The organism is Gordonia prachuapensis, assembly GCF_036350515.1.
Taxonomy (GTDB): Bacteria; Actinomycetota; Actinomycetes; order Mycobacteriales; family Mycobacteriaceae; genus Gordonia; species Gordonia prachuapensis.
On record NZ_JAZDUE010000002.1, the window covers coordinates 363,649 to 375,906 of the forward strand.

Genomic DNA, 12,258 nt, shown 5'->3' on the forward strand with positions numbered 1-12,258 from the left:
GTCAACGTTCGACGATGACCGCATAACCGTTCGGTCCGTTGGCCCCGGGGGCGACGCCACGGTGAGGAGTCGAACCTCGAGGGTTAGCAGCCCTTGTGCCATCTCAGAGGAAGCGCCAGAGTCCAACGCGCAGAAACGGTTCACGGTACCCCGCTCCGTCTGCTCCCCGACGCCCGACGAGAAACCTTGCCACGCCCCCAGCGCCGACGCAACGGCTTTTCGAAAACACCAACGGATACCGCGAGTACCGGGCGGAACGACAAAGGCCCCGACCGGAACGAATCCGGTCGGGGCCCTGTGTCTTTGTCAGCTCAGGTAAGCTCAGAACTTCTCGCCCCTAGAACTTCTCACCACGGGCCGCCTTGTCGACGAGCGACTGCGGCGGCTCAAAGTTGCTGCCGTACTTGGACGCGAGGTCCTTGGCCCGGTCGACGAAGCCCTGCAGGCCACCCTCGTACTGGTTGATGTACTGGATGACACCGCCGGTCCACGCCGGGAAGCCGATGCCGAAGATCGAACCGATGTTGGCGTCCGGCACGGAGGTCAGGACGCCCTCGTCGAAGCACTTGACGGTCTCAAGTGCCTCGGCGAAGAGCATGCGCTCCTGCATGTCCTCGAACGGGATCTGCTTGCTGCCCGAGTTGAACTGCTCACGCAGTCCCGGCCACAGGCCGGTGCGCTTGCCGTTCTCGTCGTAGTCGTAGAAGCCCTTGCCGTCCTTGCGAGCGGTGCGGCCGTTCTCGACCATCCAGTCGACGACGGCGTTGCTGCCGTGCTGCGGGATCGACTTGCCCTCGGCCTTGAGCGCCGCCTCGGTCTCCTTGCGGATCTTCTGCGGCAGGGTCAGGGTCAGCTCGTCCATCAACTGCAGCGGCGGCGCCGGATAGCCGGCCTGCGAACCCGCATGCTCGATGAATACCGGGTCCACACCCTCGCCGACGGCCGCGATGGCCTCGTTGACGAAGGTTCCGATCACGCGGCTCGTGAAGAACCCGCGGCTGTCGTTGACGACGATCGGGGTCTTCTTGATCTGCAGCGTGTAGTCGATGACCTTGGCCAGCACCTCGTCCGAGGTCTTCTCACCGCGGATGATCTCCACCAGCGGCATCTTGTCGACCGGCGAGAAGAAGTGGATGCCGATGAAGTCCTCCTGGCGCTTCACGCCCTGCGCCAGGATAGTGATCGGCAGCGTCGAGGTGTTCGAACCCAGGATGGCGTTCGGCTCGACGATGTCCTCGATCTCCTGGAAGACCTTGTTCTTCACCTCGACCGACTCGAACGCGGCCTCGATGACCAGATCGACACCCTTGAAGTCCTCGGCGTCGACGGTCGGCGTGATCCGAGCGAGCAGCGCGTCGCTCTTCTCCTGGGTGGTCTTGCCCTTGGCGAGCGCCTTCTCCTCGAGCTTCTCGGAGTAGCCCTTGCCCTTCTTCGCGGCGTCGAGGTCGATGTCCTTGAGCACGACCTCCATGCCGGCCTTGGCCGACACGTACGCGATCGCGGCGCCCATCATGCCCGCACCGATCACACCGACCTTCTTGGCGGTGTACTTCTCGATGCCCTCCGGACGCGAGCCGCCCGAATTGATGTGCTGCAGATCGAAGAAGAACGCCTTGATCATGTTCTGTGCGACCTGGCCGGTGACCAGCGAGACGAAGTAGCGGGTCTCGATGATGTCGGCGGTGTCGACGTCGACGTAGGCACCCTCGACGGCGGCGGCCAGGATGGCGCGCGGAGCCGGCATGTTGGCGCCCTTGATCTGCTTGCGCAGCAACGCCGGCAGTGCCGGGAGGTTCTGGGCGAACGCCGGGTTGGTGGGAGCACCACCCGGGATCTTGTAGCCCTTCTTGTCCCACGGCTGCGCGGCTTCCGGGTTCTCCTTGATCCATGCTTTGGCGGCCGGGATCAGTTCCTCGATCGAGCCGACGACCTCGTCGATCAGCCCGGTCTCCTTGGCCTTGGTCGGGTTGAACCGCTGACCCTGCAGCAGCACACCCATCAGCGCGTTCTGGATGCCGAGCAGGCGCACGGTGCGGACCACGCCACCGCCGCCGGGCAGCAGGCCGAGGGTGGCCTCGGGCAGACCGATCTGGACACCCTTCACATCGGCCGCGATGCGGTAGTGGGTGTGCAGCGCGATCTCCAGGCCGCCACCGAGAGCGGCACCGTTGATGGCGGAGACGACCGGCTTACCCAGGGTCTCGAGCCGACGCAGCACCTTCTTCATGCCGAGGGTGCGTTCGGTGATCGCGGTGGCGATCTCTTCCTTGGATTCCGAGCCGCGGTCGCTGCTCATGTCCTTGAGGTCGCCGCCGGCGAAGAAGGTCTTCTTCGCCGAGGTGATGACGACACCGGTGATGTCGTCCTTCTCGGCCTCGAGGCGGTCGACGATCTCCGGTACCGATGTCATGAACAGGTCGTTCATGGTGTTGGCGCCCTGGTTCGGGTCGTCCATGGTCAGGATGACGACGCCGTCGGCGTCCTTCTCCCAATTGAACATGTTGTCACTCATGGTGTTTCAAAGATTCTTTCTGTAGTGCCGCACCGGCCCCTGAGGAGCCTCGCGAGGAACGAGCGAGGCGTCACGAAGGGCCGAGGGGCGAAGTGGAAGGTCAGAGACGCTCGATGATGGTCGCGACACCCATGCCGCCGCCGATGCACAAGGTGACCAGGCCGTAGCGGCCGCCGGTGCGCTCGAGCTCGTCGAGGCAGGTGCCGAAGATCATCGCGCCGGTCGCGCCGAGCGGGTGACCCATGGCGATGGCGCCACCGTTGACGTTGACCTTCTCGTGCGGGATCTTCAGATCCTTCATCCACTTCATGACGACCGACGCGAACGCCTCGTTGAGCTCGAAGACGTCGATGTCGTCGACGGTCATTCCGGCCTTCTTCAGCGCCAGCTCGGTGGCCGGGGTGGGGCCGGTGAGCATGATGGTCGGCTCGGAGCCGATCTCGGCGAAGGTGACGATGCGACCGCGCGGGGTGAGGCCGTTGCGCTTGCCGGCCTCTTCGCTACCGAGCAGCACCAGGCCGGAGCCGTCGACGATGCCGGAGCTGTTACCGCCGGTGTGGACGTGGTTGATCTTCTCGACCGAGTGGTACTTCTGCAGCGCCACGTCGTCGAAGCCGGCCATGTCGGCCAGCGTCTGGAAGGCGGCCTTGAGCTTGCCGAGCGACTCGACGGTCGAGCCCGGGCGACGATGCTCGTCGTGGTCGAGCACGATGACGCCGTTGATGTCGCGGACCGGGACCACAGACTTGGCGAAGTAGCCACTGGTCCAAGCCTTCTCGGCGCGCGCCTGCGACTCGGCGGCGTAGGCGTCGACGTCTTCGCGGCTGAAGCCCTCGATGGTGGCGATCAGGTCGGCGCCGATGCCCTGCGGAACGATGTAGTTGTCGTATGCGGTGGTCGGGTCGGTGAACAGAGCGCCGCCGTCGCTACCCATCGGGACGCGCGACATCGCCTCGACACCACCGGCGAGCACCAGGTCGTCGAAGCCCGACGCGACCTTGGCCGCGGCGAGGTTGGTGGCCTCCAGGCCGGACGCACAGAACCGGTTGATCTGGGTACCGGGGACGCTCTCGGGCAGACCGCTGTTCAGTGCGGCGGTGCGGGAGATGACCGCACCCTGCTCACCCACCGGCGACACGACACCGAGGACGACGTCGTTGATGTCGGCCGGGTCGAGCGAGCCGTGCCGGGCGAGGACCTCGTCGATCAGCCCGGAGACCAGGTCGACCGGCTTGACGCTGTGCAGCGAACCGCCGCGCTGCTTGCCACGGGGCGTACGGATCGCCTCGTAGATGAATGCTTGATCAGCCACGATTGAGTGTTCCTTTCGCATGAACCATGTGTGGTTACTCTACGAGGCTAACGCGGAATAACTTGTTTGGCCATACCCGGTGGTCAGCGGGTCACTCGCAACGCAAGATTTGAGCTATGGTCGATTAACCATGGCTACCGAGAAACCGACCCGGCGCACCCGCCCGGCCGACCGCAAGCGACAGCTCGTCGAGCATGCCGCCACGCTGTTCGCCGACCGCGGGTACCTGCAGGTCTCGCTGGCCGACATCGCCCGGGCCGCGGGCGTCACGGCGCCGTCGGTGTACCGGCACTTCGATGACAAACAGTCGCTGCTCGACGCCGCGGTGCTGGCGGGGGTCGACGACCTCGAGGCCTGCACGAACCGCGCGCTCGACGGAGACACCGACACGTCGGTGACCGATCTCATCGCCGCCGTCTGCTCGCTCGGTGTGCGACGCCCGCAGTCCACGTCTCTGTGGCGCTGGGCCAGCCAACACCTCACCGACGACCAGAACCGCGAGGTGGTGCTGCGGACCCGCGCCATCCTGCATCGGTGGGGCGCGGCGCTGGCCGAGGGCACGGATCTCTCCGAGCGCGAAGCCGTCACCCTCGCCTGGGCGGTGTTGAGCGTGGCGGGGAGCCTGTCGGTGCACAACTCGAGGATGTCGACGACCCGGTCGCTCGAGGAGATCGATTCGTTGGTGCATCGGGTGATCGAGCTTCGCCCCGCCTCTGCTCCCCCGCTCCCGCCCACGCCTCCTGCGGGCGCCGGAGTGCCGACGCGCCGTGACCAGATACTGGATGCGGCCGCCGCGCTGTTCGCCGAGCGCGGCTACACCGGGGTGGGTGTGGACGACATCGGCGCTGCGGTCGGCATCACCGGACCGAGCGTCTACAAGCACTTCAGCTCCAAACTCGCGATCCTGGCGGGCATCGGGCATCGCAGTGCGACGAGACTGGAGGCCGGCGTGGTGGCCGCCTATACGTCCACCGCGGACCCCGCCAAACTTCTTGCGCTGCTCGTTGATTCGTATGTCAGTGTGATCACCTCGGCTCCGGACCTGTCGGTGGCTTTCAACAACTCGTTCGCCCTGTCCGGTCAGCCGACTGCCACCGATCTCGTCGACATCCAACGGCGCTACGTGGCGCGCTGGGTCGACCTGCTGATCCAGGCGAAGCCCGACCTGTCCCACGAGCGGGCGGCCGTCGACGTGCATGCCGCGCTGTCGGTCGTCAACGACGCGATCCGTATGCGTCGCGGTGTACATCGGCCCGAGTTCGGTGCGCAGATGGCATATCTGATGAAGGGTGTGCTGGGGGTCTGAGCCGCCCCCACCGCCGGTCGAGAAGCGACGACGAAGCAGCCGCCCCAACCGCCGGTCGAGTAGCGGCGACGAAGGAGACGCCCCCAACCGCGAGTCGAGAAGCAGCAACCAAGCACACAGCCCAGCCCGCTGGTCGAGTAGCGGCGACGAAGGAGACGCGTATCGAGACCCCACCAACCGAGTCGTTCACCGAAACGACCCCGAGCACATCGGCGACACACTGACTCATGGGCATTCGCGAATTCCGGCGCCGACGGCGCAAGCCTCGGCACCTGGCAGAGTCGCATCCACGAGGATTCTCCTACTATTTCGGCGACATGTTGGCGTATATGAGCAACACGCTGGTCTCCCTGCCGTCTGTCATCACCTTCAGCCTCGGTCTGCTGACCGGCTTCGCACTGTCGGACTGACGTACAGGAATCACGCCATCAGAGTTGGGCTTGTCGATCCTGACCGCCACCACGACCGTGTCCGCTTGGGACGCCGTCGTATCCGAAATCAACGAAATGGAGGACAAGTGGCTGACGACAGCGATGGCCCCGACAAGTGGCGCCAATTGAGCACGTACTTCACCGGTAAGCTGTCCATGTTCATCACCTACCCGATCCTGACATTCGCGCTCGGAGTGCTGATCGGCTACTTCACCTCATCGTCATGAGTCCAGCGGACCCGGCCTCGTCACTGGCGGAGCATTCGGCGACTGACACCCGACACGTCGATGGCGACGGCAACGCTGTCACCGACTCCGCCGATTGGCTACGCTTGGCCCACCCGGGACACAGGAGGGTTCACTCCCACGATGCATGAGGGCGCCGACGCTGCCGAACCCCGCTACACCCGCGACGAACTCGTCGACGAGCTCGGGCTCACGGCCGAGTATGCCGAAAAGATCTGGAATGCTTTCGGTTTCGCGCGGACCTCGACACCGGACAAGATCTTCACCGAGAACGAGCTACAGGCGTTACGGCTGTTCGCCGCTTCCGCGGAGGCGATGCCCCTCGACGCGCAGGTGGCCACTGCGCGCGCGATCGGGCAGACGATGTCACGGCTGGCCGACTGGCAGGCCGATCAGCTCCGGGAGTTCGACCGCGACCCCGACGTGCCGTGGACGATCGATCAGATGTCCGCGGCGCTGGGCCAGGTCCAGCAGCTCATCTGGCGACGACATCTCGCGCTCGCGCTCGACCACCACATCGAACTGGAGTCCGACGAAAGTCAGGACCTGGTGGTGGGTTTCGCCGACATCGTCGGCTACACCAGTCTGTCGCGGCGCATCGCACTCGACGAGCTGGAGAAGCTGCTCGAATCCTTCGAGGAGCAGACTTTCGAGATCGTCACGCGGGGCGGCGGGCACGTCATCAAGACGCTCGGCGATGCGGTCATGTTCACCACCCACGAGCCCGCCGAGGCCGCTACCATCGCCATCGCGATCCACGAGCTGTCCGCCGACGACGAGATCCCGCCGCTGCGAGTCGGCCTCGCCCGCGGACGGGTGCTCAGCCGGCTCGGCGACGTCTTCGGCGAGCCGGTGAACATCGCCGCGCGCCTCGCCGGATCGGCCCGTCCCGGAACCACTCTGGTCGACGACTCGGTGTCGGCAGGCCTGGCCGACGACGAGCGCTTCTACCTCCGCTCCATCCCGTCGCTGAGTGTGCGCGGCTACCGGCGGCTGAAGGCCAGAACGGTGGAAGCCAACAAATACTACGACGGCCCCGTCGTCACATTCGGACGCTCGTCCGACGTGACGCCGTAGACCCGCACCTCACTCGCTTTCACCACCAACGTCACGACGATCCCCGCACGGATACCCAGGTCGGCCACCGCCGCCCACGTCACCTCGGCGTCGACCATCTGCTCCCCGCACAGTGTGCGCACGACGGCATGGTCACCCCGCGGCAGAACGTCGGTGACCGTCGCCGACAGTTCGTTTCGCGGACTTCCGTGTGGTGCTTCGAGATACACCGCGACCGCGCGTGGTGCGAAGGCCGCGGCACATGTCTGCCCGGCGCGCATCTGATCGGCGGCGACACCCACCACACGGCGACCGGCTCCGTCGTCGACCGTGTCATCGGTGTATGTTCCGACGAACAGATTGAGTCCGGACAGCGACGCCGTGAACGGATGGCCCGGCGAGGTGAGAACGTCACGCGTCGGTCCGGCATCGACAGCACGGCCATGGTCCATCACGACGACGTCCGATGCCAGACTCACCGCGTCGATGAGGTCGTGGGTCACCAGGACGGTGGCCCCGGTCCGGTCGACCAGAAGATCCCGAAGGAGCGACCGGATCTGTTGAGCCACCGACACATCGAGCGCGGCGAAGGGTTCGTCCAGCAGCAGGACGTCGGGTTCGGCGGCGAGCGCACGTGCGATCGCCACGCGCTGCGCCTGTCCACCGGACAACTGCTGGGGCATCCTCTCGCCGAGTGACTCGACTCCCGCCGCGGCCAGCCACTTCTCCGTGCGAGCAGCCACCTCGACGCGTCCGAGGCGTGCGGCGGCAGGACCGAACGCAACGTTTCGGCGCACGTCCAGGTGCGGAAACAGACGCGGCCGCTGGGCGAGCAGCACAACCGATCGACGATGCGGCGGCACGAATCGCCGGCCGTCCTGCATCGCGGCGCCGCCGATGCGAACCTCGGACCCCGGCGTGCGGCGCAGACCGGCGAGCACCGACAGCGCGGTGCTCTTCCCTGCACCATTCGGCCCCATGACGGCCAACGTCCGTCCGCCCGGAACATCGAGATCGATTGTCACATCGGGCTTCTCCACGCGCACCCGCGCCGTCATCCCAGTCACGTCGCAACCGCCCGCGCCGGCCGCAGATGCACCGCGACGACGACAACCAGCGCAACGACCATCAGCACCAACGCCAGCGGAAGTGCCGCGGTGGGGTCGTTGATCGCGTCGAGGTAGATCTTGAGGGGCGCGGTCTGCGTCGTCCCGGGCAGGTTCCCGGCGAACGTGATCGTCGCACCGAACTCGCCGAGCGCTCGCGCGAAGGCCAGGACCGTCCCGGCCAGCAATGACGGAACCACCAGTGGCAGAGTCACTTTCCACAAGGTTCGGGTCGGGCCGGCACCCAGCGTCGCGGCGATCTGCTCATAGTCCTCGTCGGTCGAACGCAGCGCGCCCTCCACGCTGATGACCAGGAACGGAAGAGCGACGAAGGTCTGCGCGAGCACCACCGCGGTGGTGGTGAAGGCGATGGTGATGCCGGCGTCATCGAGATACTGCCCGACGATCCCGTTGCGGCCCAATGCATAGAGCAGCGCCAGGCCACCGACCACCGGCGGCAGGACCAACGGCAGCAACACCAGTGCCCGGATCACCCGCACCACCACGCCTTCGGTCCGCGCAAACACCACGGCCATCGGGACGCCGACGAGCAGGCACAGACACGTGCTGATCAGGGCCGTGACCATGGCCAACCGCAACGCGTCCAACGATTCGGGAGAGGTGACGGATGCGACGAATTCCTCCCACGGCATGCGCACGATCACGGCCGCTGGACCGATGAGGATGAACACGACACCGATCACGGCGGGCGCGTACAACCAGAGCGGGATACGTCGCATCGTCAGGCCGGGGCGGGCGAGAACCCGTCGGCCCGGAGCACCGCCGCACCGGTCTCGCCGAGCACCAGGTCGACGAACATCTGCGCGTCCTGCTGCCGGGGGGACCCCTTGACCTTCGCGATCGGATAGGCGTTCACCACCTCGGCGAACGCGGGATCGGTCACCGCGGACACCTTGTCGCCCGCACCTCGAGCGTCGGTGACGTAGACGATTCCCGCATCAGCCTGACCCGAGGTCACCTTGGCGACCACCGCGCTCACCGACGACTCCTCGCTGACCGGCTCCAGGTCGATGCCGGTGTTCTTCTCGACCTGAGCGGTCGCGGCCCCACAGGGCACCTCGACCGCGCACACCACGGTCGAGAGCTCGGGATTCGTCAGGCTCGCGAGATCGACGATGTTCTCCGGGTTGCCCGGCCCGGTCACGATGACGAGAGTGTTGGTCGCGAAGATCTCGGGATCGACGGCCGTCGCACCGAGTCTCGCCATCGTCTTCTCGTCGGCGGTCGCGATCACGTCGGCGGTCGCGCCCTGCTCGATCTGGGTGACCAGCGCCGACGACCCGGCGAAGTTGACCCGCACATCGACGTCCTCGTGGACACGCGCGTACTCGTCGGCGATCTCGGTGAACGCCTGCTTGAGCGACGCGGCGGCATAGACGTCCAGGACCGTCGTCGCCTCGTCGGTGTCATTCGAACATCCGACCGCGCCGGCCGAGACCACCACCGCCACACCGAGTGCCGACAAGGAGCGTCGGACCACCGAAGTATCAGTCAACTGTTCGCCTCTTCGTCATCTCCGCCCGCGCCCTCGAGCTGCTCACCTCATCGGCCTTTCGACGATCACGGTGGTCGCCTTGACCACCGCGGTGGCCACCACCCCCGGTTCCAGCCCGAGTTCACGGACCGCCTCCGAACTCATCAACGAGGTGACCTCGAACGGCCCGCACTGCATGCTGACCTGCGACATCACCTTGTCGGAGGTCACCTCGGTCACCAGTCCGGTGAACCTGTTTCGCGCCGACCGCATCACCCCGCTGCCGTCGTCGGGTTGGTCGCCCGCCCGCTCGCGCGCGAGGGCGGCCAGCTCGGTGCCGTCGACAGTCGCGACCGGCCCCGGGTCTGTCGACGCGGTCAGCCGGCCGGATGACACCCAGCGACGGACGGTGTCGTCGCTGACACCGAGCAGTACGGCGGCGTCGCGGATTCGAATGCCGGTCATTCGCCGACAATATCCGCACTCGCGTTCCAGTCCAACCTTTTCCTCCGCATATGCGTGTCCGCACTGCGTGATCGACTTCAAGTTAACTTGAGGTTCTACGCTCATGAAACGCGTCGGACACCACGACGGTGCCGGAGCGATGAATTCCACCGGGCGGGCGGGTCAGTATGTTCGACGGCCCACCGCGGTCCGGCACCAGAAATTGGCTCGCACTTTGTCAGACCCCATCGATACCGTGGAGAATTATGAGCTCACCCACCGTCCCGGCCGTGGCGCCGGCAACCCAGTCGACGCGTGACGTCGCGATCGAAGCCGTCGATCTGGTGAAAAAGTTCGGTGATTTCACCGCCGTCGACGGCGTCAGCTTCACCGTGCCCCAGGGTTCCGTCCTCGGCCTCCTCGGGCCCAACGGAGCCGGCAAAACAACCACCGTCCGAATGATGACGACGTTGTCACCGCCGACCAGCGGCACCGCGCGTGTCGCCGGCTTCGATGTGACCGAGAACCCCGACATGGTGCGCCGCAGCATGGGCCTCACCGGCCAGGCCGCGACGGTCGACGAGATCCTCACCGGACGAGAGAACCTCCGGATGATCGGCGGCCTCTACGGCATCGGCCGCCGAGACCTGGCGCGTCGCTCCGAACAATTGCTCGAGCAGTTCTCGCTCAGCGAGGCAGGCGACAAGCAGGTCAAGTCGTATTCGGGTGGCATGCGTCGGCGCCTCGATCTCGCGGTCAGCCTCCTGGCGGCTCCGCCCGTGCTGTTCCTGGACGAGCCGACCACCGGACTCGACCCGCGTAGCCGGACCGAACTGTGGGATGTGCTGCGGGGACTTGTCGCCGAGGGCACCACGCTCCTGCTGACCACGCAGTATCTCGAAGAGGCAGACCAGCTCGCCGACGACATCGTCGTCATCGACAAGGGCAGGGTCATCGCGCACGGGACCCCGACGGCGCTCAAGCAACAGGCCGGTGCGGCCAGCCTCGTGCTCACCGTCTCCGATCCCGGCGACATCCCCGAGGCGGAGGCACTGCTGCGCAAGACCGGCGCGGAGGTCTTCGTCGACCAGGCCGCACGCCGCCTCACGGCCCCCGCCGACGGACTCGGTGATCTCACCCGGGTCGTCGCCTGGTTCGACGAGAGCGGCATCCGGGTCGACGACCTCGGCCTCGCCCGACCCAGCCTCGACGACGTCTTCCTGTCCCTCACCGGCCACCGCGCCGAAGACGACGAGACCTCCACCGAAGAGGAGCAGAGCGCATGAGTACCACCACCACGACTCTCGCCGGCAGCGGCATCACGCAGCGGCCGGAGATCCGCCAGACGAACATCTTCGAGCAATCGTGGATCATGGTGAAACGCAACATGATCCACACGCGTCGGATGCCGGAGATGCTGGCCGACGTCACCGTGCAGCCGATCATGTTCGTGCTGCTGTTCGCCTACGTGTTCGGCGCTTCCATCAGCACCGGCGCCACCTCCTACAAGGAGTTCCTGCTGCCCGGCATCATGGGCCAGACGATCGTGTTCACCGCGTTCATCGTGTCCACCGGGATCACCGCGGACCTGGAGAAAGGCATCATCGACCGGTTCCGGTCACTGCCCATTCGCCGGTCCGCGGTCATCATCGGGCGAAGCATCGCAAGCGTGCTGCACTCGTCGATCGGCATCGTCGTGATGGCGGTGACCGGGCTGGCCATCGGCTGGCGAATCCGCAACGGCTTCGGTGACGCCGTGCTGGCGTTCGCGCTGCTGCTGCTGTTCGGTTTCGCGATGATCTGGTTCGGCATCCTCGTCGGGTCGTGGCTCAAGTCGGTCGAGGCGGTGAACGGGTTCATGTTCACCACGTTGTTCCCGATCACCTTCCTGTCGAATGCATTCGTGCCCACCGATCCGATGCCCGGGTGGTTGCAGGCGATTGCCGAGTGGAATCCGATCTCGGCTCTGGTGCAGGCACTTCGCGTGCTCTGGGGCAACGGGCCGGCTGCCGGTCCCGGCGAGCCGTGGCCGCTGCAGCACCCCGAGTTGGCCACCCTGCTGTGGTCGATCGCGCTGACCGTCGTGTTCGCGCCGATCGCCCTGTACGCCTACAACCGGCGCACCGTCGATTGAGCAGCGACCCTTCGTGACATCCCTCCGCAAGCTCCGGGATTCCTCAGGGATCGGAAGAAGTTTCGGTCCCTGAGGAGCGTCACCACTGCCCCCTGAGGAGCGAGCTTGCGAGCGACGGTCCTATAGCTTGTCAAGCTGTTGGAGGTCGGCTTTGAGGGCGTGGTAGACCTCGCGGGCGATGAAGCGTTTGAGGCAGCGGATGATGTCTTTGCGGGTC

Annotated in this window: 12 protein-coding genes; 6 read left to right on the forward strand and 6 right to left on the reverse strand. The window is 66.1% G+C overall.

What is annotated here, in order from left to right; translation table 11 throughout:
• Positions 1 to 337 precede the first annotated feature (337 nt).
• Both V1Y59_RS04040 and V1Y59_RS04045 read right to left on the reverse strand, forming a co-directional pair.
• On the reverse strand, positions 338 to 2,512 hold the full coding sequence (locus V1Y59_RS04040) for a 3-hydroxyacyl-CoA dehydrogenase NAD-binding domain-containing protein (protein ID WP_330503544.1): 2,175 nt from the start codon (positions 2,510 to 2,512) through the stop codon (positions 338 to 340).
• A gap of 100 nt (positions 2,513 to 2,612) precedes the next feature.
• Entirely contained in the window at positions 2,613 to 3,824 is a 1,212-nt protein-coding gene (locus V1Y59_RS04045; RefSeq protein WP_330503545.1) for an acetyl-CoA C-acetyltransferase, read from the reverse strand.
• Between the two features lie 130 nt (positions 3,825 to 3,954).
• On the opposite strand from V1Y59_RS04045, the gene V1Y59_RS04050 reads away from it, so the two are divergent.
• From V1Y59_RS04050 to V1Y59_RS04065, 4 genes are all read left to right on the forward strand, one after another.
• Positions 3,955 to 5,130, forward strand: a complete 1,176-nt coding sequence (locus V1Y59_RS04050) for a TetR/AcrR family transcriptional regulator (protein WP_330503546.1) — start codon at positions 3,955 to 3,957, stop codon at positions 5,128 to 5,130.
• A 227-nt stretch (positions 5,131 to 5,357) separates the two neighbouring features.
• Positions 5,358 to 5,540 carry a hypothetical protein gene (locus V1Y59_RS04055; protein WP_330503547.1) on the forward strand — a complete coding sequence of 61 codons (183 nt, stop codon included), beginning with the start codon at positions 5,358 to 5,360 and terminating at the stop codon, positions 5,538 to 5,540.
• Between the two features lie 107 nt (positions 5,541 to 5,647).
• Positions 5,648 to 5,788: a hypothetical protein gene (locus tag V1Y59_RS04060; RefSeq protein ID WP_330503549.1), complete on the forward strand. Its 141-nt coding sequence runs from the start codon at positions 5,648 to 5,650 to the stop codon at positions 5,786 to 5,788.
• Positions 5,789 to 5,929: 141 nt separating this feature from the next.
• Positions 5,930 to 6,883, forward strand: a complete 954-nt coding sequence (locus V1Y59_RS04065) for an adenylate/guanylate cyclase domain-containing protein (RefSeq protein WP_330503551.1) — start codon at positions 5,930 to 5,932, stop codon at positions 6,881 to 6,883.
• On the opposite strand, the gene V1Y59_RS04070 is transcribed toward V1Y59_RS04065, so the two are convergent.
• From V1Y59_RS04070 to V1Y59_RS04085, 4 genes are read right to left on the reverse strand one after another with little or no spacing between them, the layout of a single operon-like run.
• Positions 6,832 to 7,920 (reverse strand): sulfate/molybdate ABC transporter ATP-binding protein, encoded by a 1,089-nt coding sequence (locus V1Y59_RS04070; protein WP_330503582.1) that lies wholly within the window; start codon positions 7,918 to 7,920, stop codon positions 6,832 to 6,834. The genes V1Y59_RS04065 and V1Y59_RS04070 overlap by 52 nt on opposite strands.
• Positions 7,921 to 7,925: 5 nt before the next feature.
• A complete protein-coding gene (locus tag V1Y59_RS04075; RefSeq protein WP_330503552.1) occupies positions 7,926 to 8,708 on the reverse strand; it encodes an ABC transporter permease in 783 nt (260 codons plus the stop codon).
• Positions 8,709 to 8,710: 2 nt separating this feature from the next.
• A complete protein-coding gene (gene modA / locus V1Y59_RS04080) occupies positions 8,711 to 9,469 on the reverse strand; it encodes a molybdate ABC transporter substrate-binding protein (protein ID WP_330503553.1) in 759 nt (252 codons plus the stop codon).
• Positions 9,470 to 9,526: 57 nt separating this feature from the next.
• Positions 9,527 to 9,928 carry a TOBE domain-containing protein gene (locus tag V1Y59_RS04085; RefSeq protein WP_330503554.1) on the reverse strand — a complete coding sequence of 134 codons (402 nt, stop codon included), beginning with the start codon at positions 9,926 to 9,928 and terminating at the stop codon, positions 9,527 to 9,529.
• 245 nt (positions 9,929 to 10,173) lie between these two features.
• On the opposite strand from V1Y59_RS04085, the gene V1Y59_RS04090 reads away from it, so the two are divergent.
• Positions 10,174 to 11,193, forward strand: coding sequence for an ATP-binding cassette domain-containing protein (locus V1Y59_RS04090; protein WP_330503555.1), 1,020 nt, complete (start codon positions 10,174 to 10,176; stop codon positions 11,191 to 11,193).
• On the forward strand, positions 11,190 to 12,041 hold the full coding sequence (locus V1Y59_RS04095) for an ABC transporter permease (RefSeq protein WP_330503556.1): 852 nt from the start codon (positions 11,190 to 11,192) through the stop codon (positions 12,039 to 12,041). The genes V1Y59_RS04090 and V1Y59_RS04095 overlap by 4 nt, the downstream gene beginning before the upstream one ends.
• Positions 12,042 to 12,258: the final 217 nt, after the last annotated feature.

Excerpts from the sequence above, each read along its gene's own strand:
- V1Y59_RS04075 (WP_330503552.1), bottom strand. The coding sequence starts at position 8,708 with ATGCGACGTATCCCGCTCTGGTTGTACGCGCCCGCCGTGATCGGTGTC.
- V1Y59_RS04070 (WP_330503582.1), bottom strand. The coding sequence starts at position 7,920 with ATGACGGCGCGGGTGCGCGTGGAGAAGCCCGATGTGACAATCGATCTC.
- V1Y59_RS04095 (WP_330503556.1), top strand. The coding sequence starts at position 11,190 with ATGAGTACCACCACCACGACTCTCGCCGGCAGCGGCATCACGCAGCGG.
- V1Y59_RS04055 (WP_330503547.1), top strand. The coding sequence starts at position 5,358 with ATGGGCATTCGCGAATTCCGGCGCCGACGGCGCAAGCCTCGGCACCTG.
- V1Y59_RS04090 (WP_330503555.1), top strand. The coding sequence starts at position 10,174 with ATGAGCTCACCCACCGTCCCGGCCGTGGCGCCGGCAACCCAGTCGACG.
- V1Y59_RS04065 (WP_330503551.1), top strand. The coding sequence starts at position 5,930 with ATGCATGAGGGCGCCGACGCTGCCGAACCCCGCTACACCCGCGACGAA.
- V1Y59_RS04050 (WP_330503546.1), top strand. The coding sequence starts at position 3,955 with ATGGCTACCGAGAAACCGACCCGGCGCACCCGCCCGGCCGACCGCAAG.
- V1Y59_RS04085 (WP_330503554.1), bottom strand. The coding sequence starts at position 9,928 with ATGACCGGCATTCGAATCCGCGACGCCGCCGTACTGCTCGGTGTCAGC.
- V1Y59_RS04040 (WP_330503544.1), bottom strand. The coding sequence starts at position 2,512 with ATGAGTGACAACATGTTCAATTGGGAGAAGGACGCCGACGGCGTCGTC.